An 18464-nucleotide genomic window follows, 5' to 3' on the forward strand; every position below is an offset into this window, starting at 1 on the left:
CCCGGGAGGAGCCGCAGCCGAAGTTCCAGCCCGCCGCCATCACGTCTCCGGGCCTTACGTTGTTTTTGAACTGCGCGTCAATATCCTCCATGCAGTGGGCGGCCAGTTCCTTATGGTCGGCCGTGTTCAGGTAGCGCGCGGGGATGATGACGTCGGTATCCACATTGTCGGGATATTTGTGTGCTTTGCCCTGTACCATTGTGCCGTTCCTCCTTACACTGTCTCCGGGCTGGCGATGTACCCGGCAATGGCGCTTGCCGCGGCGACGGCCGGGCTTGCGAGATACACTTCGCTGGCGGTATGGCCCATGCGGCCAACAAAGTTGCGGTTGGTGGTGGCAACACAGCGCTCGCCCTCGGCCAGAACGCCCATGTAGCCGCCCAGGCAGGGGCCGCAGGTGGGTGTGCTCACAACGCAGCCCGCGTCGATGAACGTGTCCATATAGCCCAGCCGGATGCACTCCTTATAGACGTGCTGCGTGGCGGGAATGACGATGGCGCGCACGCGGCGGGCCACCTTTCTGCCCTTGAGGATGGCCGCCGCCGCGGCCATGTCGGACAAGCGTCCGTTGGTGCAGCTGCCGATGACCACCTGGTCGATCTTCACGTTCAGCGCCGCAGCCTCGTCGATGGTCTTTGTGTTTTTGGGCAGATGGGGGAAGGCGACTGTAGGCCGGATGGCCGAAAGGTCGACGTCGATTACCTGCTCGTATGGCGCGTCTGCGTCGGGAGCATACACGGTATATGCGTGCTGCGCCCGGCCGTCCATGTAGGCGCGGGTCACGTCGTCCACCTCGAAAATGCCGTTTTTTGCTCCGGCCTCGATGGCCATGTTCGCCATGCACAGGCGGTCGTCGATGGAAAGGCTGGCCAGCCCCGGCCCGCCGAACTCCATGCTTTTATAAAGCGCGCCGTCCACGCCGATCCTGCCGATGATGTGCAGGATCACATCCTTGCCGCTGGCATGGCCCTGTAAAGCGCCTGTCAGGTTGAAACGGATGGCGGCGGGCACCTTGAACCAGCACTGGCCCGTGGCCATACCAGCGGCCATGTCCGTGCTGCCCACGCCTGTGGAAAACGCGCCCAGTGCACCGTAGGTGCAGGTGTGGCTGTCCGCGCCAATGACGCAGTCGCCTGCGGCCACAAGGCCTTTTTCGGGCAGCAGCGCGTGCTCGATGCCCATTTCCCCCACATCGTAGAAATTCAGGATATCGTATTTGTCCGCAAACATGCGGCTCTGCCTGGCCTGCTGTGCGGCCTTGATGTCCTTATTGGGGACGAAATGGTCCATCACCAGGCTGATCTTTGTTTTGTCGAATACGGCGTCAAAGCCCGCCTTTTCAAATTCGTTGATGGCCACGGGGCTGGTGATGTCGTTGCCCAGCACCATATCCAGCTTTGCCATGATGAGCTGGCCCGATACAACGGAATCCAGCCCGGCATGCGCCGCCAGGATCTTCTGTGTCATTGTCATTCCCATCGTTTTGCTTCTCCCTCCGGTGTTGTGTTTTTTGGACGGGTGTTTCCGTCAAATCAAAACAGTTCGCTCTGCCGGCGCCATTCGTGATTGTTGATGGCGCTTGCCAGTGCCTTGACGCTGGCCACCATGATATCCGTGTGCTGGCCCGCGCCCCATGTGGTTTCTCCGTCGGCCCACGTCAGGCCCACATAGGCCACGGCGTGGCTGGTGGAGCCTGTCTCCAGCGCGTGCTCTTTGTAGGTGAGCACCGAGAAATCCCGTCCGCTGCCTTTTTTGATGGCGTTGGAAACCGCATCCAGGCGGCCGTTGCCCTTGCCGGTATACTCCATGGTAATGTCGTTTTCCGTGACGGTGACCATCGCGTAAATGCCGTCTTTCTGGATGTAATGGGCCTCGGGAATGGCAAAGGGCGTTTCTTTATTGAGAAACTCGCTTTCAAAGATGCCGTAAACATCCTTGGGGTTCAGCTCCTTGTGCAGATGGTCGCTGACATCCTTCACCGCGTAGCCCAGCGCCTCGCGCATCTTGGGCGGCAGATCGTAGCCGTAATTCTGCTCCAGGATATATCCGATGCCGCCCTTGCCGGACTGGCTGTTGATGCGGATGACGTCCGTTTCATATTCGCGGCCCACGTCGTGGGGGTCGATGGGAAGATAGGGGACGGTCCATTCGTAAAGGTTTTTCTCCTCGCGCCATTTCATGCCCTTGGCGATGGCGTCCTGATGGCTGCCGCTGAACGCTGCGAACACCAGCGCTCCGGCGTAGGGGGCGCGCTCATATACATGCATGCGCGTGACCTTTTCGTATTCGGCAACAATGGCGGGCATGTCGGAAAAATCCAGCCCGGGGTCCACGCCGTGGCTGTACATATTCATGGCGACGGTAACGATGTCCACGTTGCCCGTGCGCTCGCCGTTGCCGAACAGCGTGCCCTCCACGCGGTCCGCGCCGGCCAGCAGGCCCAGCTCGGTGTCGGCCACGCCGCAGCCCCGGTCGTTGTGCGGGTGCAGGCTGAGGATGACGTGCTCACGGTACTTCAGGTTGTCGCTCATGTATTCGATCTGGTTGGCATACACATGGCTCATGCTCATGGCCACGGTGACGGGCAGGTTGATGATAACGGGCTTTTCCGCCGTGGGCTCCAGAATGTCCAGCACCGCGTTGCAGACCTCCAGCGCGTATTCCGGTTCGGTGCCCGTGAAGCTTTCGGGGCTGTATTCAAAGCGGAAATTGCCCTCGTATTCGGCCGCGAGCTGCTTGACGAGCGCCGCGCCGTCCGTGGCGATCTTCCTGATCTCCTCCTTCGATTTTTTAAACACCTGCTCGCGCTGCGCCACGCTGGTGGAATTGTAGAAATGCACCACCGCGCTGGGCGCGCCCTTGAGGGCGTCGAAGGTTCTGCGGATGATATGGTCGCGGCACTGGGTGAGCACCTGCACCGTCACGTCGTCCGGGATGAGGTGCTGTTCGATGAGCGCGCGCAGAAATTCGTACTCCGTTTCGCTGGCGGCGGGGAACCCGACCTCGATCTCCTTGAAGCCCAGCTTGACGAGAAAACGGAAAAAATCCAGCTTTTCCTCCAGGCTCATGGGTACGATAAGGCTCTGGTTGCCGTCGCGCAGATCCACGCTGCACCAGATGGGCGGTTTTTCAATGTGGTCTTTTTTTGCCCAGCGCATTTCGCACCGGGGGGCGGGAAAATATCCGGGTTTGTACTTGTCTGCATGCATCATGGTTCCATTCTCCTTTTCCTGTTCGGTTTTGGGGGATGGCCATGGGAACGAAAAAAGCTCCGTCTCATGGCCGTTTGGGCCAAGAGACGGAGCTTTAAAAATCAGCTTCGCGGTACCACTCTTGTTGCCGGGAAACACCCGGCCGCTTCGTGCCATCAGCCTGCAAAACAGGCGAACAGCCTGACATGATAACGGTGTCAAACCCGGCTGCGCCTACTTTGCGAATGCATTTCAGCTTGCTGCTCGGGGGCCAGTACGCATCACGCCCGGCGCTGTTTTTCACCAGCCAACAGCTCTCTGCGGCTCGGGACTGTGTGCGGTTTCCCCGTCGTTGCATTTTTTATATTGCTATTATTTTAATGGCCCGCGCGAGGTTTGTCAAGAGATTTTTTGCATCCCGGGCAAAAATACGCGGCCCGACGTGCGTGCGGCGCTGTCAGCCTACATTGATGTGCGCCTGGGGCTGTACGGCCCGGCGTGCCGCGGCACTGTCCTTGCGGGCGGAAAGGCTGATGGCCAGCGAAACAGGCCCCACGCGGCCGATGAACATCGTCAGCATCGTCACCACGCGGGCAAAGGGGTTCATCAAAGGCGTCACACCCACTGAAAGCCCCACGGTGCCGAAGGCAGACACAGCTTCAAACACGCTGTTCACCTCGTTCAGCTCCGGCCCGGTATTGTAGAACAGCGTCATGGAGGCAGCGATCACAGCGAACAGAGAGAGCATCAGGATGGTGAGCGATTTATATACGGTTTTATGGTCGATGCGGCGGCCGAAGATCATGGCCTCGTCCCGGCCGCGGACGACGCTGGCCACGGCCAGCAGCACCACGCTGAGCGTGGTGACCTTGATGCCGCCGCCCGTGCCGCCCGGCGCCGCGCCAATGAACATGAGCAGAGACATGAAGATCTTGGTGAAATTCGTCATATCCCCCAGCGGGATGCTGTTGTAGCCCGCTGTGCGGGCGGAGACAGACTGGAACGCCGCGTTGGTGATCTTGTCGAACAGGTTCATCGGCCCCAGCGTGAGCGGATTGTTATACTCCATGAACAGGATGCCCGCAGTGCCCAGCAGGAGCAGCCAGCCGGTGATCCACAAAACCAGCTTTGTGTGTGTGCGCAGGTGGTGTGTACGGTGGTAGGCCGAAAGGTCCTGCCAGACAAGAAAGCCCAGTCCGCCGCTGATGATGAGCAGTGAAATAACAGCCAAAACGTACGGATTGCTCTGATAAGGAATAACGCTGCCGCCCGGCATGACGCGGCCCAGGATATCGAACCCCGCGTTGCAGAACGACGAGATGGAAATGAACACCGAGATGAAAATACCATCCGCACCGAACTGAGGGACGAACACAAGAGCAAGCAGCGCCGCACCGATGGCCTCGAAAACAAAGGCGACCTTCATAACGAACTGCAGCAGCGCCCGGGCCTGGCTGGCGTCCGAAAGGTTGATGCTCTCGCTGGCAAGGCGAAGGCTTTTGAAGCCCAGCCGACGCCCGACGGCAATGTTGAAAAATGTGGTAAGCGTTACCAGCCCCAGCCCGCCCACCTGAATGAGCAGCAGGATGACTACTTGGCCGAACGTGGAGAATTGCGTGTAGGTGTCAAATACCACAAGGCCCGTCACGCAGGTGGCGGAGGTAGCGGTGAACATGGCGTCCAGCATGTCCAGCATCTGTCCGTCCCGGTTGGAGACGGGCAGCATCAGCAGCAGCGTGCCGCACAGGATAACGGCAAGAAAGCTGCTGACGATCAACCGGGTAGGGTTGGTGTTTTTGCGCCGGGCGTTGTGGGAAAGCGCCTCGGCCAGAGAAAACCCCTTCAACAGAACACCTCATTTTGCGTGTTTGCATAGAATAATAGGTTATTAACAGGAACCGCCTGTTTTTTTGCATGCTATTAATATACACTACCTCCGGACCAAATACAACCGCCAAAGGCGGAGGAAATGAACAAAAGCCGATTTCGCAGCGCGGGCTTGCAATTTTTTTACCCTGCCTTTATAATGGAATAGCTGCAGAAATGCGGCGGTTTTGTCTCCGTAGCTCAGTTGGATAGAGCGAACGCCTCCTAAGCGTTAGGCCGCTGGTTCGATTCCAGTCGGGGACACCATGCCGGATACGGTTGTCCGTGCGGAAAGCCGGAGGGTGCTTTGAATGCGGCCTCCGGCTTTGCTGTATCCTTTGGAGGCATGCATCCTGTACATCGCCCGGCGGCGGGGGCAAGGTGGCATTGCCCGATGACGCCGTCTCCTGTCATTGCGACAACCTGGCCCGCCGCCTTGTATGCGCGCACGATGCGAAGCTTGTGGGCGGGGGAAACGCGGGCGTAAACAGAGACGCGCATGCACCGCGCGGCAAGCTCCGAATCGGACAGCGCGTCCAGCTCCGTGCCCGAGAGCACGCCGTCCCCCGCGCGGGCGATGCCCACGTCCCGGGCAATGGCCAGCGCTGTTTCCTTGTAATCTCCGGTGATCATCACAGGCTTGATGCCGGCCTCGCGGCACCGCTGTACGGCGGGGCGCACCTCGGGCCGGGGCGGGTCCAGCATGCCCATCAGGCCCAAAAAGCACAGCTTTTCCTCCCCGGCGGCGGGGGTGCTGCTTTCCGCGAAGCCCAGCACGCGCAGCGCTTCGCCCGCCATGCGGGCACAGGCGGCGTTGATATCGGCGCGGTCCCGCGGGGCCAGCAGCCGCGGACCTGCGGGGGTTGCGATATGCGTACAGCGGGCCAGCAGCATATCGGGCGCGCCCTTGCACAGCAGGCGTGCGCCGCCGGGGCCGCTCACGGTCACGCTCATGCGTTTGCGTGCGGCGTCGAATGGGTTTTCGCCCGTGACGGTATATTGCTGCAGCAGCGCCTCTTTTGTTACGCCGGCCTTGGCGGCGGCCACCAGCACGGCAACCTCGGTCGGGTCGCCCATCACGTCGTAGCCGTCTTTGGCGCGGGTAATGTGCGCGGTGGTGCACAGGGAGGCGGCCTCGCACAGTCTTCCCAGCGCCGCGTCCCGCGCGGCCTGTACGGGGCGGCCGTTTTCCTCCACGGCGCCCTGCGCTCTGTAGCCGCTGCCCGAGACGTTCAGCGTGCGTCCGGGCACCCAGATGCGCTGTACTGTCATTTTGTTCTGCGTGATGGTGCCGGTTTTGTCTGTGCAGATAACGCCTGCGCAGCCCAGTGTTTCCACAGCGTGCAGCTTGCGGATGACGGCGCCGCGCCGCAAAATGCGGTTGACGCTGAGCGCCAGCGTGATGGTTACGATGGCGGGCAGGCCCTCGGGGATGGCGGCTACGGCGAGGGAGATGCCTGTGAGAAGCATCTCCAGAAAATCGTTGCCCTGCAAAAAGCCCAGAAAGCCGACGGCCAGACAGATGGTGACGCAGGCCACGGCCACGAACCGTCCCAGCTGTTTGAGCTTGAGCTGCAGGGGGGTGGGCTCCTCGCCGGCGGTTTCCATCATCCCGGCGATCTTTCCCATCTCGGTCTCCATGCCGGTGGCCGTCACCACGCCTTCGCCCCGGCCCGTCATCACAATGCAGCCCATGTACAGCCTGTCTCCGGGCTGTTTTGCGGCGGGAAGGCTTTCGCCCGTGAGCATGGCCTCGTTGCACGATATCTGCACGCCGGTCTGCAGCGTGCAGTCCGCCGCCACCTTATCGCCCGCTTCGAACAGCAGCACGTCGCCGGGCACCACGGTGCGCGCGCCGACCTCCAGCTCCCTGCCGCCGCGGCGCACGCGCGCCGTGGGCGCCGAAAGCTCTTTCAGCGCTTCCAGCGTTTTTTCCGTGCGGTATTCCTGCAAAAAGCCCATGGTGGCGTTCATCAGCACGATGATTATTATGGTAATGGCCTCCGTGCCCTCGCCCATCAGCACGGAGACGAGCGTGGCGGCCGCCAGGATCAGGATCATCAGGTCCTTGAACTGCGAGAAGAACATGGCGGCCACGCTGGCTCCCTTTTTCCCGCGCAGGCGGTTTTCGCCCACTTTCGCAAGGCGGGCTTTTGCCTCGGCTTCGGACAAGCCCGCGGATGTGTTTTGCAGCATGCGTTTCTCCCCTTTTTTGATTTGGGCAAAGAGGCCCATGATTGCTAAAACTTATGAAAAAATGCGCCGCGCTATGCCGGACGAAAATTTTTCTGAAAATTTCTCCCGATTTTGCAGACAAATCGGCCGCTGTCTCGTATTATAGGCATGGAATGAAAAAAACATGGAATTTACCGGGCTTCGGCCCTTTAAAGGAGATGAACCCCAAATGGTGACTTTGATTCTGACACGGATCGTTTTTGTGCTGAGCATCCCGCTTTGCCTGTACGCCGTTTATTTCGGTGTGGTCGCACTGTTCGGCCTGCGCAAAAAACTGCCTGCGGCGCCCCAGGCGAAGCCTGAAAAACGCTTTGCACTTGTGGTGGCGGCACGCAACGAGGCGGCGGTGATTGGCCATCTGGTGGACAGCCTGTATGGGCAGGATTATCCCCGCGAGCTGTATGAGGTGATCGTCGCGCCCAACAACTGCACCGACGACACCGAGGCAGTGGCTGCCGGGCGCGGCGCGCGCATTTTCCGTCCGGAGGGAGTCATCCGCAGCAAGGGCGAGGTGCTCACCCAGGTGGTGGATAAAATCGTGCTGGCGGAGGAGTTCGATGCCATGTGCGTTTTTGATGCGGACAATCTGGTGGACGGCCAGTTCCTGGCGCGTATGAACGATGCGCTGGTGAGCGGCGCACAGGTGGCGCAGGGTTTCCGCGACAGCAAGAATCCCGAACAGAGCGCGATCTCCGGCTGTTATTCTATCTGCTACTGGATGCTGAACCGTTTCTACAATGGTGCGCGCAGCGCGCTGCACCTCTCCGCGCTGGTGAACGGAAGCGGCTTTGCCGTTGCCACTGCGCTGCTGCGCCGTTTGGGCGGCTGGCACACGGTTACCATGACAGAGGATTATGAATTCAGCGCCCAGTGCGCCATGCTGGGCGAACGTGTGCACTTTGTGCCCGAGGCCCTCATCTATGACGAGCAGCCCCTTACATTCCGCCAGAGCTGGAAGCAGCGCCGCCGCTGGACGACCGGCAGCCTGCAGGGGCTGCAGAATTACGGCCACGGCCTGTTCAGCAGCTTTGTACTGCACGGCAGCTTGATCTGTCTGGACATGTACCTCACGTTCCTCGTGCCGATGGTGCAGCTTGCCAGCGTAGTGCTGGGGCTCGCGGGGCTGGTGCTCACGCTGTTGGGCAGCGGCATCACCTTTGGCGGCATCATGCTGCACGGCATGATGCTGGCGGCGCTGATGACGGCCGGCGGCTTTGTGGCGAGCGTGGTGGGCTCGGCGGTATTCGCCGCGTTCACCGTGGCGCTGAAGAATGAATCGCTTTCCGGCATGGCCAAGGGCATTCTGGCTTACTGGGTGTTCCTGATGAGCCAGATGGTGCTCACGCTGCTGAGCTTTGTGAAAAAGCAGGAAAAATGGGAACCCATCGCGCATACCAGCGCAAAGAGGCTGGAGGACATGCGCACCGCCTGAGACGGGCGGCGGCCGTCTCAGACCATCGGGATGGGCTTTTATTGCGGAGCAGGAGCAATGGAAAAACGCGGGACACGGCCTTTGGCTGTGTCCCGCGTTTCAGACCGTCAAAAAATGCAAAGAAGGAAAAGAAGCGTCCGGGGAAAAAGTTTGAAAAAGGGGTGGTGAACCCCTTTTTCATTTAAAATAACCCCGCGCCGTGCGCGGCGAACGGGGCCGCAGGCCCTGTTCGTAGGCAGCTTGGCGCAAAAGCGAAGCTTTTTCACCAAGCTGAAACGAGGGACACGGCCTTTGGCTGTGTCCCTCGTTTTTTGTGTTTTGAACAGAGCGCGTTCAGTCCGGCGCATGCAGGCCGGACAGCTCCGCGTAGGTGAACAGGCGCGGCAGCGTGCGGACGGCATAGCACAGGTCTTCCATCACGCAGGACAGATGCTCCGGCGCAAGTTCCGCCGCGGTAAAATAGTCCGCAACGGCCTGGGCGGCGCGGATGTCCGCAAACAGCGCCGCCGTCTGTTCGCCGGACGGCAGGCGAACGCCAAAGGCCGCTCCATGAGAATAACACTCGTATACAGGGGCTTCCAGGTTCATTGTTCCGAGTTCCTCCTCCGTGTTGATATCTTCTGATATAGGTATCATCATACGGAGTTTCCTTTTTTTGTCAATTATTAAGGCGAAATTTGACGAATCCGCTTGCATAATTAACCGTTTGCGGTTAAAGTGGAACGGGGAGGTGCAGCAGATGAACCTGGCCAAACGCATGGCTTACCTGAAAAAACGAGACGGCCTGACGACAGAAATGCTGTCCCAGCGTTCCGGCGTAGCGACGGGAACGTTGAATAAGCTGCTGAATGGGGCGACCCGGCGTCCCGCCCTGGAGACGATGGAGCGTGTGGCGCGGGCGTTCGGCGTGCCTGTGCGCTATTTTACCGATGCGGCTGTTTTGGGCACTGAATTCGAGGTGGGCGCATATGTGGAGGAACAGGGGATGTTTGCCATCAGCGCCCGGGAGCGAGACATGCTGGAGATGCTGCGGGAGCTTAGCACCTATGAGCGCGATTTTTTCACAAAAACACTGGAGACAATGTATGAGATGCGCGCGGAGCATAGGGAAGGCGGCCCGACGCGGGAGCTGTTCTGCTATCTGCCGTCTTTTCCGATGGACAGCGCTGTGTCCATTGGGACGATGACGGCGCAGCGCATCCGGGTGCGCGATTGTCCGGCCGCCCGTGAGGCCGATTTTGCCGTGGCGATGTGGAGCGCGGCGCTGGAACCCCTGTATCCCCAGGGCACTGTGCTGGGGGTGCGGCGGGGGCGGGCGCTCCATGGTGAGATCGGTGTTTTTGCGCTGGGAGAAGCGAGCTATGTCCGCCGCCTGTATCAGGCGCGGGGCCTGTGCCGCCTGGACACGATCAACCGCAGCGTATCCAACGTTACGGTGCGCGCGGGAGACGTACTGCGGTGTATCGGCGTTGTCACCGGCGTGCTCCAGGCGGATACGGGCATAGAGCTTCCGTGACGGATATGATAAAATGAACGCACACCGGCCGCCTGCGCGGCCGGCAAAACACGGGAAAGAGCGGGGAGGCACGGCGTATGATACAACAGACATTGTTTGGGGAAACAGACACGGGGCGGCCGCTGGCCAGCAGGATGCGCCCGCGAACCCTGGAGGAATTTGAGGGCCAGAGGCATCTTCTGGGCGAGGGCAAGGTGCTGCGCCAGCTCATAGACGGCGACCGTGTGCCCTCCATGGTGTTCTGGGGGCCGCCTGGCGTGGGCAAAACGACGCTTGCGCGCATCATCGCCAACAGGACGAAGGCAAATTTCATTGATTTCAGCGCCGTGACAAGCGGTATCAAAGAGATCAAGGAAGTGATGCAGACGGCCGAGGCGAACCGCCGCTTCGGCGAACAGACCATCCTGTTCGTGGACGAGATCCACCGCTTCAACAAAGCGCAGCAGGATGCGTTTCTGCCCTTTGTGGAAAAGGGAAGCATCATCCTCATCGGCGCCACCACGGAAAACCCTTCGTTCGAGATCAACTCGGCGCTTTTGTCCCGGTGCAAGGTGTTTGTGCTGCACGGTCTTTCGGCCGGGGAGCTTACGGAGCTGCTGCGCCGGGCGCTGACAGACCCGCGCGGCTTCGGCGGCAGGCGGGTGGAGCTGGCAGAGGGCATGCTGGAGATGATCGCCAATTTTGCCAACGGGGACGCGCGCACGGCGCTGAATACGTTGGAGATGGTGGTGCTCAACGGTGACATCCTGCCCGACGGAAGCACCGTTGTGCCCATGGAAACGCTGGAGCAGTGTATATCAAAAAAATCTCTTTTGTATGATAAGCACGGCGAGGAGCACTACAATCTTATCTCAGCGCTGCACAAATCCATGCGCAACAGCGACCCGGACGCTGCGGTATACTGGTTGGCCCGGATGCTGGAGGCGGGGGAGGACCCGCTGTATGTGGCGCGCCGCCTGGTGCGCTTTGCCAGCGAAGATGTGGGCCTGGCCGACAGCCGTGCGCTGGAGATCTGCGTGGCGGCATATCAGGCGTGCCACTTTTTGGGTATGCCGGAGTGTACGGTACATCTGACGCATGCGGCGGTGTACCTTTCCGCCGCACCCAAATCCAATGCGCTGTACAAAGCTTACGAGACCGCAAAAAAGGACGCTCTGGAAATGCTGGACGAGCCGGTGCCGCTGGTCATCCGCAACGCGCCCACACGTTTGATGAAAGAGCTGCACTACGGTGAGGGGTACCAGTATGCCCACGACGCACAGGACAAGCTAACGGATATGCAGTGTCTGCCGGATTCTTTGCAGGGCCGGCACTACTATGTGCCCACGGAGCAGGGCAGCGAAGCCCGTGTGGCCGGGCGGCTGGCACAGATCGAAGCCTGGCGCGCCGCGCACCGCAAGCCCCGGGAAAAAGAATAAGAAGAATGAAACGCCCCGCGCCGTTTGTATACCGGCGCGGGGCGTTTTCCGCACACAGGACCGCCGGGCATATCCCACAGCGTCGGTGCATACCGTTTAACAAAACACCGGAAAAGGGGACGTGCCGCATGGAACCGCAGGAGACAGCGAAGCGGGAGACTGAGCCTGAGGAGGAAGCGCGCAGGCTGCGCTTCAATGAGCTTTGGCTGCAGGTCATTGAGCGTTCCGAACAGCGCGCCGCGCAGGCTCCCTGACGCGACGGACCCGCACCGGCAGAGGGAGGGGGATGGATATGCAGAGCAGGGCCGCGGGCGATGCGCCGCGCGCCGCCATTTACTGCCGCCTGTCGGAGGAGGACGCGGACAAGGCAGACCCCGGGCAGGACAGCCGCAGCATCCAGAACCAGAAGTCCATGCTGGTACGGTACGCGGTAGAGCAAGGCTGGCAGATATACAATATTTACAGCGACGACGATTATACGGGCAGCGACAGGGAACGCCCCCAGTTCAACCGTTTGCTGGAGGATGCGCGCAGGGGCTGCTTCGACATCGTGCTGTGCAAAAGCCAGAGCCGCTTCACCCGCGAGATGGAGCTGGTGGAAAAATACATCCACGGCCTGTTCGTGGAATGGAACGTGCGCTTTGTGGGCTATGCCGACAACGCCGACACCGCAAATCGTGGCAACAAAAAGGCCAGGCAGATCAATGGGCTGGTGAACGAATGGTATCTGGAGGATATGTCCCAGAATATCCGCACCGTGCTGGACGCAAAGCGGCGGCAGGGGGAGTTCGTGGGCAGCTTTGCCTCTTACGGATACCGGAAGGACCCGCAGGACAAACACCGCCTGCTTGTGGACGAGCCGGCGGCGGCGGTGGTGCGGCGCATCTATGCGCTGTACCTTTCCGGCTGGGGCGCTTCACGCATTGCGGCACAGCTCAACCGGGAACAGGTGCCGAATCCAAGCGCATACAAAAAGCAGAACAACCCGGCTTTCAACCGGGGCCGCTCCACCGCGCTGGCAGAGCTTTGGAGCGATTCCACGGTGCTGGGCATCCTGAAAAAGCAGGTGTACACAGGAACCACTGTGCAGCATGTCAACGAGAAAATCAGCTACAAAAGCAAGCGACTGCGCCGCTTGCCGCCCGAGCGCCGGGCCGTGGTGCAGGGAACCCATGCGGCGGTCATCGACACGGAAACATGGGAGGCCGTTCAGCGGAAGCTGGCGGAGGGGGGAGCGGAGCAGCGCAGGGAAGGCAGGCGGGACGCGCTGGCGGGAAAATGCCGCTGCGCGCTGTGCGGCGGAAAGCTGCAAAGCAAATACGGCCGTGCGGGAAAATACCTGCGGTGCCGCACCCACGCTGTGGCCCCGGAGCGCTGCCCGGGTGTGAGCATCCGGCGGGACGAGGCCGCGCAGTGTGTGCTGGAGGCGCTGCAGGACTGCATGGCGCGGTATCTGGACCGGGAATATCTGGCGCGGCATCTGCGTCCGCCGGAGGCTGCGGCGCACAGGCAGGAACAGCTGGCGCTGCGCGCCGCCCGGCTGGAGCAGGCGCTGGCACGCCAGCGCGCCTGCCGCAAAGCGCTGTATGAGGACCGCGTGGACGGCGCTGTCACGGCTGCACAGTTCGCGGAGCTGAGCGCTGCGTTTGAGGCGGAGATCGCCCGATTGGGAAAAGAGCTGGCGGCGGCGGAGCGGGAACGCGGTGCGGCGGCGGAGCAGGCGGCGCAGTGCGTGACGGCGGAGCAGCTGGTGAAAAAATATGCCCGGGCCGATGTGCTGACGGACGAGATGGCCGAATGTATGGTGGAGGCCGTGCTGGTGGGCAGGCCGGAGCGCCAGCGCAGGCCCGTTCCGCTGGAGATACGCTGGAGGTTTTGACCCGCGCAGCGCGGACGCAGCGGGGGAGAGTACATATGCCGTCCCGCCAGGTGGCATTCCCCAATGACGGCAGACGGCGTCAATGACGCTCCGGCCGTAAAAGAGGCGGATATCGGCGTCGCCATGGGGATCACGGGGACGGACGTGACGAAGGAGGCTTCGGGCGTCGTCATCCTGGACGATAATTTCGCAACCATTGTGGCCGCCGTCGAGGAGGGCCGCGTCATCTACCAGAACATCCGCCGGTTCATCCGGTTCCTGCTCACTTCCAATTTGGGCGAGGTGCTGGGAATGCTGTTCGGCATGCTGCTGCATCTGCCCGTGACGCTGCTGCCCATCCAGATCCTGTTGGTGAACCTGTTCACCGACGGCCTGCCCGCCATCGCGCTGGGCATGGAGCCGCCGGCCCGCGACATTATGAAGCGCAAGCCGCGCCCAAAAACGGAGGGATTGTTCGCCCACGGGCTGGCGCGCACCATCGTCATACGCGGCATGATGCTGGGCATGGCCTCCTGCGGGGCATACTGGGCCGTTCTGGCCACCAGCGGAGACCTGATCGTTGCCCGCAGCGCGTGCTTTTTGACCATTGTGTTTTCCCAGATGCTACATATTTTTGAATGCAGGGGAGAGGGGCTGGATTTCCGTGGCAACCCGGCGCTGCTGGCGGCGGCATTTACCTCCGTGGCCGCAACGGTAGTCAGCGTGTATCTGCCCATGGTCCAAGGCTTTTTCGGCACGGCGGCCGTGCTGGGCGCGGACCTTGTGCCTGTTGCCATTGCGGTGCTGGCGGGGCCGGTCATCATGGCCGTGCTGCGGCGCGTCAAAAAGCTGTTCCTGTAAAAAAGCATCGGAGCGCGCCGGACGAATTCTTCGTCCGGCGCGCTTTTTCGTGTACAGAGTGTTTTTCCCGTGTTTATTTCCCTGTTTCCGTGCGAATACTAACAAAAACGGAACATTGCGCATACAGTGGCGGGAGGGCGTTTGCCAGGCCGCGGGCGCAAGGGAGGGAACCACTTTGGAAAAATTCATCAAATGGAGCTGCTTTATCACGTCCGGATGCGTGGTGATCGTATTTATCTTCGCATTGTACATCGGCACGCTTCTGCCCGACACCTTTCTTGTGACGGCGGGCGGGGACATTGCCATTGCGGGCATGCCGTTCGTGCGCGCGGCCGCGGCCGCATCCACAGGCGAGGTGGCGGGCCTTTCGGGGGGCTCGTCCTATAACGCGGACCTTACCATCGCGGGAATCGTGCCGGTAAAGACCGTGCGCGCGCAGGTGGTGGAGCGGCGTGTGGTACAGGTGTGCGGTACGCCCTTCGGCATCAAAATGTTCGCCAACGGCGCGATGGTAGTAGGCTTCAGCGATATTTACACGTCCACGGGGTATCAGAATCCGGCCAAAACGGCCGGCCTGCGCATGGGCGACGTTATTACCTCCATCGCGGGGAGGGACACCAAAACAAATGAGGATGTGGCGGCGGCGCTGCAGGGACTGGCGGGCGCGCCCGCCGAGGTGGTCTATGTGCGGGACGGCGTGGAGAAATCCGTGCTGCTTACCGCTGTGAAGGATTCCACCACCGACAGTTGGCGCACAGGCATGTGGGTGCGGGATTCCTCCGCAGGCATCGGCACGCTCACTTTTGTGGACAACACCACGGGCACTTTCGCGGGTTTGGGGCATTCCATCCACGATGTGGATACGGGCACCACGATTTCGCTGCTCAAGGGCGAGATCGTGCCGGTGGAGATCACGGGCGCGGTGGCGGGCAGCGCGGGCAGCCCCGGCGAGCTGAAAGGCCGTTTCCTTACCAGCGTATCGACGGGGACCATCACCGTGAACGGCGAGACCGGCGTTTACGGCAGTGTGAAAAGCTATATGAAAGGCATTGAAGCCGAGGCCGCTCTGGCGCAGGAGGTCAAGACCGGAGATGCGGAGATCATTACGACCATTGAAGGCCAGGAGCCGAAGCGTTATACCGCCGTCATTGAAAAAATCGCTCTTTCGTCTGACAATCCCAACCGCAACATGGTGGTGCGCGTGACAGACCCCCGCCTGCTCACCGCCACAGGCGGCATCGTGCAGGGCATGAGCGGCAGCCCCATCCTGCAGGACGGCCGGTTGGTGGGCGCGGTGACGCATGTGCTGGTAAACGACCCCACCCGGGGCTACGGCATTTTTGCGGAAAATATGGTGCAGTCTGCAGATGCGGCGGCCCAGCGCGAGGCGGCGTAAAAAAGCGCGAAAAAGCCCGGGATGTGCGGTGCTGCGCGTTTTTGGGCCGGAAACAGCGGCTTTTGCCAAACCACTGTATTTTGTGTCGAAACAGATTTTTCTTACCAAATATGGAAATTTTTTCATGGAAACTGTTGCATTATATGGGAATATATGGTAGAATTTAGGTCGTTGAGGAAATGAGCGGGAAACCCTCGAACCTGAGAGAAATAACCATATGGAGGAACGAAAAAATGGAACAAGTTAAACTGCTGATGACGGAATTATCCCCGGAGCTTACCAGGCTGTGCGCCGAGACGCTGGCGGCGCAGGACATCGCGGTGACAGTGTGTGAAAAGGACGGTGCGAAGGCGCTGGCGGCCCTTTCGGCGGAAAAGCCGGATGCCGTGCTGCTGGATGCGTTCATGCCTGGCCTGGACGCGCTGACGGTAAAACAGCGGTACGACGAAGCAGGCGGCGGAAAGACCGTGTTTTTCGTCACCGGCAGTTTCACGGACGATGCGCTGGAAAGCGAAATGATGAAAAAAGGCTTTTCGTTCTACTTCCAAAAACCCTTTGACCCCGAGGTGCTGGCGGCGCGTGCCCGCACGGCGGCGGGCCGCCATGCGGCTGCACAGCCTGTGGTGGACGACGAGTGCACCGTGACGGAGATCCTGCACCAGATCGGCGTGCCTGCGCACATCAAGGGCTACCAGTTCCTGCGGGACGCCATCCTGATGACAATGGAAAACCAGGATTATATCAACAGCGTTACAAAGCGCCTGTATCCGGAGATCGCAAAGCGCAACGGCACCACGGCCAGCCGTGTGGAGCGGGCCATCCGCCACGCCATTGAGGTGGCGTGGGACCGCGGCGATGTGGACACGCTGAACAGCTATTTCGGCTATACGATCCACAACCTGCGGGGCAAGCCGACGAATTCGGAATTCATCGCCATGATAGCGGACAAGATGCGGCTGGACAAAAAGAGCCACCGCACGGCGTGAAAACGGTTTGACACAGCCGTTTTTGAAGCACAGCGAGAAACGGCGGCAAATGCGGTTATACAAGATTTACGGCCGTGAGCCAACATTCAAAACGATAAACTGTTTTTGACAGAACCTATAAACTCCTTGATTTATTGGGTGTGGACCGCCCTGTAATGAGAGGAGTTTTTTGTTGCGTTGCAAAAGGGTGAGAATTTGAGGCGAAAAAAGGACGTGCCGCAGATGCGACACGTCTTTTTTATTCTCTCATTCTCTTTTTTACAGCGGCGGCAACATCGGCTATAAGATGCAATTCCTGCATTGTGCAACCGTCCAGACAGGCTGCAATTTGGTTTTTTAGCTCTTGGGTGGAATGGTTCAAGCTGTCGCACAAAAGGTCATTAGAGGTCACGTTAAGAGCGTTTGCTATTGCAACAAGCGTTTCGATACTGGTTTTTATTTTACCTCGTTCAATATGGGAAAGGTTGGTAGCAGTAATGTCGGCAAGCTCTGCCAATTTTTCCTGCGATAGCTTTTGCGATTTTCGCGTTTGGGCAATCCGCTCTCCAAGACGTTTATAATCGACCATTTCACACCTCCATTTTCCTTTATTTAATTGTAAATCCGATTTTGAAATGTTATAATCGAATAAGAATCCTAAAAGGATTCATGATTAATAATATTGTGGGAGGAATAATCATGGAGACAAACGAAAAAACAATTGTTCCACAACATGCAGGTACAAAGAGGAAATGGAGAATAGGGTGCGTGGTTATTATAACTGCTCTAGTTGTTTTGGGGGTGGTCGCAGGAGTGGTATTCACTCGACAGCAAGAGCAACATCGCCAGGAGATGTTGACCACTCTTTTGTCGAAAATCTTACAAGGAGAGTTTGCCGAAGCAGAAGAGATATATTGCTCATTAAACGAAAAAACGCGGCAATTTGTTCAAAGTGAAGTGAAACAAAGCTTAATGCGGGAGGGCTTTAATTGGTTTGTTGCTCAAAGCGATTTGATATCAGAAGTTAAGTCGACCACTCCATTTGATAAAGTACACGAACTGAAAAGTTTAGCGTCTGCTGTTGGTGCACAGCAGCTGACTCCCTTAATTGATAAGGCTCTGGAATTGGAAAAATTTGTACCCTCGGCATCATTCAGAGAAGTATTAGAAAATGATGATACTGTTGAATCATACAAACATTTTGAAGTGGCAGTGAAACTATATAACAACGGTTTGGCGGACACAGGCTATATAGCAGAGGCTTTGTATGCGTGTGCAGATAGCTGTATGCAGACAGTACAGAAAGTTGAAGAGATGGGATTAGAAGGATACCGTATGCAAGAACTGTATGATTTTTACAAGCAGTCAGCTGAGAGCTATATGATTTTTGCTCAAGGGTTCAAAGACAGTGATTCGGCATTGTTGGAACAGGGGAAAAGTGCTGTGAAAGAGTATCTGCAAGGACAAATATTATTGCTGGAGGACGCAAAAGATATGACGGAAAACATAAGAAATATACTCGAGGATATGCTTATAATGATTGAAGAATATTGATGTTTTCAGAGCTTAGGGTGTCTTGAGAGTTTTCTAAATAGTGTCTACACAAGATCAGGTCAAAACAGTACACCAAATAGCAATGCAACGAATTTGCACAGCAGCCAGAAAAGATGTTGTAGTTTTTGCATATCGAGTAGCAATGCCTCGCCAACGTTTCAGGTGCAAAAAA

16 protein-coding genes, 1 tRNA gene and 1 pseudogene are annotated in these 18464 nt (G+C 58.9%); 10 read left to right on the forward strand and 8 right to left on the reverse strand.

Going from position 1 to position 18464, the window contains the following annotated elements; all coding sequences use genetic code 11:
* The 4 genes from IIY41_RS01930 to IIY41_RS01945 all read right to left on the reverse strand — a co-directional run.
* The coding region (locus IIY41_RS01930; protein WP_502709812.1) for a 3-isopropylmalate dehydratase small subunit at positions 1-199 on the reverse strand (199 nt) is incomplete at its 3' end.
* Between the two features lie 14 nt (positions 200-213).
* The gene (gene leuC / locus IIY41_RS01935; RefSeq protein WP_287399429.1) at positions 214-1479 is read right to left on the reverse strand and encodes a 3-isopropylmalate dehydratase large subunit; all 1266 of its coding nucleotides are present in this window, start codon (positions 1477-1479) and stop codon (positions 214-216) included.
* Between the two features lie 53 nt (positions 1480-1532).
* Complete coding sequence (locus IIY41_RS01940; protein WP_009324381.1) at positions 1533-3212, reverse strand: 2-isopropylmalate synthase; 1680 nt, start codon at positions 3210-3212, stop codon at positions 1533-1535.
* Positions 3213-3648: 436 nt separating this feature from the next.
* Complete coding sequence (locus tag IIY41_RS01945; RefSeq protein WP_009324380.1) at positions 3649-5037, reverse strand: TrkH family potassium uptake protein; 1389 nt, start codon at positions 5035-5037, stop codon at positions 3649-3651.
* 210 nt (positions 5038-5247) lie between these two features.
* On the opposite strand from IIY41_RS01945, the gene IIY41_RS01950 reads away from it, so the two are divergent.
* A tRNA-Arg gene (locus IIY41_RS01950) sits at positions 5248-5324 on the forward strand.
* Here IIY41_RS01950 and IIY41_RS14060 read toward each other — a convergent pair.
* The gene (locus tag IIY41_RS14060; RefSeq protein WP_083833781.1) at positions 5283-7292 is read right to left on the reverse strand and encodes a cation-translocating P-type ATPase; all 2010 of its coding nucleotides are present in this window, start codon (positions 7290-7292) and stop codon (positions 5283-5285) included. The genes IIY41_RS01950 and IIY41_RS14060 overlap by 42 nt on opposite strands.
* A gap of 169 nt (positions 7293-7461) precedes the next feature.
* Between IIY41_RS14060 and IIY41_RS01960 the strand changes: the two genes are divergently transcribed.
* A complete protein-coding gene (locus tag IIY41_RS01960) occupies positions 7462-8724 on the forward strand; it encodes a glycosyltransferase family 2 protein (RefSeq protein ID WP_055081086.1) in 1263 nt (420 codons plus the stop codon).
* A gap of 333 nt (positions 8725-9057) precedes the next feature.
* Here IIY41_RS01960 and IIY41_RS01965 read toward each other — a convergent pair whose 3' ends face one another.
* Positions 9058-9312 carry a hypothetical protein gene (locus IIY41_RS01965; RefSeq protein ID WP_287399436.1) on the reverse strand — a complete coding sequence of 85 codons (255 nt, stop codon included), beginning with the start codon at positions 9310-9312 and terminating at the stop codon, positions 9058-9060.
* Between the two features lie 151 nt (positions 9313-9463).
* On the opposite strand from IIY41_RS01965, the gene IIY41_RS01970 reads away from it, so the two are divergent.
* The 7 genes from IIY41_RS01970 to spo0A all read left to right on the forward strand — a co-directional run bounded on the left by IIY41_RS01970 (position 9464) and on the right by spo0A (position 16759).
* Complete coding sequence (locus tag IIY41_RS01970; RefSeq protein ID WP_055081083.1) at positions 9464-10240, forward strand: helix-turn-helix domain-containing protein; 777 nt, start codon at positions 9464-9466, stop codon at positions 10238-10240.
* 77 nt (positions 10241-10317) lie between these two features.
* Positions 10318-11658, forward strand: a complete 1341-nt coding sequence (locus IIY41_RS01975) for a replication-associated recombination protein A (protein ID WP_055081082.1) — start codon at positions 10318-10320, stop codon at positions 11656-11658.
* Between the two features lie 128 nt (positions 11659-11786).
* Positions 11787-11912 carry a hypothetical protein gene (locus IIY41_RS01980; protein WP_009323552.1) on the forward strand — a complete coding sequence of 42 codons (126 nt, stop codon included), beginning with the start codon at positions 11787-11789 and terminating at the stop codon, positions 11910-11912.
* Between the two features lie 38 nt (positions 11913-11950).
* On the forward strand, positions 11951-13537 hold the full coding sequence (locus tag IIY41_RS01985) for a recombinase family protein (RefSeq protein ID WP_287399440.1): 1587 nt from the start codon (positions 11951-11953) through the stop codon (positions 13535-13537).
* Between the two features lie 63 nt (positions 13538-13600).
* Positions 13601-14377 (forward strand): HAD-IC family P-type ATPase, encoded by a 777-nt coding sequence (locus IIY41_RS01990; protein WP_050005947.1) that lies wholly within the window; start codon positions 13601-13603, stop codon positions 14375-14377.
* Positions 14378-14552: 175 nt separating this feature from the next.
* Positions 14553-15773 (forward strand): SpoIVB peptidase, encoded by a 1221-nt coding sequence (gene spoIVB / locus IIY41_RS01995; RefSeq protein ID WP_287399444.1) that lies wholly within the window; start codon positions 14553-14555, stop codon positions 15771-15773.
* Between the two features lie 233 nt (positions 15774-16006).
* Positions 16007-16759 carry a sporulation transcription factor Spo0A gene (gene spo0A / locus IIY41_RS02000; RefSeq protein WP_009323556.1) on the forward strand — a complete coding sequence of 251 codons (753 nt, stop codon included), beginning with the start codon at positions 16007-16009 and terminating at the stop codon, positions 16757-16759.
* 238 nt (positions 16760-16997) lie between these two features.
* Here spo0A and IIY41_RS02005 read toward each other — a convergent pair whose 3' ends face one another.
* On the reverse strand, positions 16998-17327 hold the full coding sequence (locus IIY41_RS02005) for a helix-turn-helix domain-containing protein (RefSeq protein ID WP_050005949.1): 330 nt from the start codon (positions 17325-17327) through the stop codon (positions 16998-17000).
* A 110-nt stretch (positions 17328-17437) separates the two neighbouring features.
* On the opposite strand from IIY41_RS02005, the gene IIY41_RS02010 reads away from it, so the two are divergent.
* The gene (locus IIY41_RS02010) at positions 17438-18292 is read left to right on the forward strand and encodes a hypothetical protein (RefSeq protein ID WP_287399447.1); all 855 of its coding nucleotides are present in this window, start codon (positions 17438-17440) and stop codon (positions 18290-18292) included.
* A 54-nt stretch (positions 18293-18346) separates the two neighbouring features.
* On the opposite strand, the pseudogene IIY41_RS02015 reads toward IIY41_RS02010, so the two are convergent.
* Positions 18347-18464: pseudogene (locus IIY41_RS02015) on the reverse strand (IS5/IS1182 family transposase); the annotation flags it as partial.

It is taken from the genome of Ruthenibacterium sp. (assembly GCF_017421385.1).
GTDB classification, from domain to species: Bacteria; Bacillota; Clostridia; order Oscillospirales; family Ruminococcaceae; genus Ruthenibacterium; species Ruthenibacterium lactatiformans.

Excerpts from the sequence above, each read along its gene's own strand:
- IIY41_RS01965 (WP_287399436.1), bottom strand. The coding sequence starts at position 9,312 with ATGAACCTGGAAGCCCCTGTATACGAGTGTTATTCTCATGGAGCGGCC.
- IIY41_RS01980 (WP_009323552.1), top strand. The coding sequence starts at position 11,787 with ATGGAACCGCAGGAGACAGCGAAGCGGGAGACTGAGCCTGAGGAGGAA.
- IIY41_RS01975 (WP_055081082.1), top strand. The coding sequence starts at position 10,318 with ATGATACAACAGACATTGTTTGGGGAAACAGACACGGGGCGGCCGCTG.
- IIY41_RS01970 (WP_055081083.1), top strand. The coding sequence starts at position 9,464 with ATGAACCTGGCCAAACGCATGGCTTACCTGAAAAAACGAGACGGCCTG.
- spo0A (WP_009323556.1), top strand. The coding sequence starts at position 16,007 with ATGGAACAAGTTAAACTGCTGATGACGGAATTATCCCCGGAGCTTACC.
- IIY41_RS01960 (WP_055081086.1), top strand. The coding sequence starts at position 7,462 with ATGGTGACTTTGATTCTGACACGGATCGTTTTTGTGCTGAGCATCCCG.
- IIY41_RS01990 (WP_050005947.1), top strand. The coding sequence starts at position 13,601 with ATGACGGCAGACGGCGTCAATGACGCTCCGGCCGTAAAAGAGGCGGAT.
- leuC (WP_287399429.1), bottom strand. The coding sequence starts at position 1,479 with ATGGGAATGACAATGACACAGAAGATCCTGGCGGCGCATGCCGGGCTG.
- IIY41_RS01985 (WP_287399440.1), top strand. The coding sequence starts at position 11,951 with ATGCAGAGCAGGGCCGCGGGCGATGCGCCGCGCGCCGCCATTTACTGC.
- IIY41_RS02010 (WP_287399447.1), top strand. The coding sequence starts at position 17,438 with ATGGAGACAAACGAAAAAACAATTGTTCCACAACATGCAGGTACAAAG.
- IIY41_RS14060 (WP_083833781.1), bottom strand. The coding sequence starts at position 7,292 with ATGGGCCTCTTTGCCCAAATCAAAAAAGGGGAGAAACGCATGCTGCAA.
- IIY41_RS01940 (WP_009324381.1), bottom strand. The coding sequence starts at position 3,212 with ATGATGCATGCAGACAAGTACAAACCCGGATATTTTCCCGCCCCCCGG.
- IIY41_RS02005 (WP_050005949.1), bottom strand. The coding sequence starts at position 17,327 with ATGGTCGATTATAAACGTCTTGGAGAGCGGATTGCCCAAACGCGAAAA.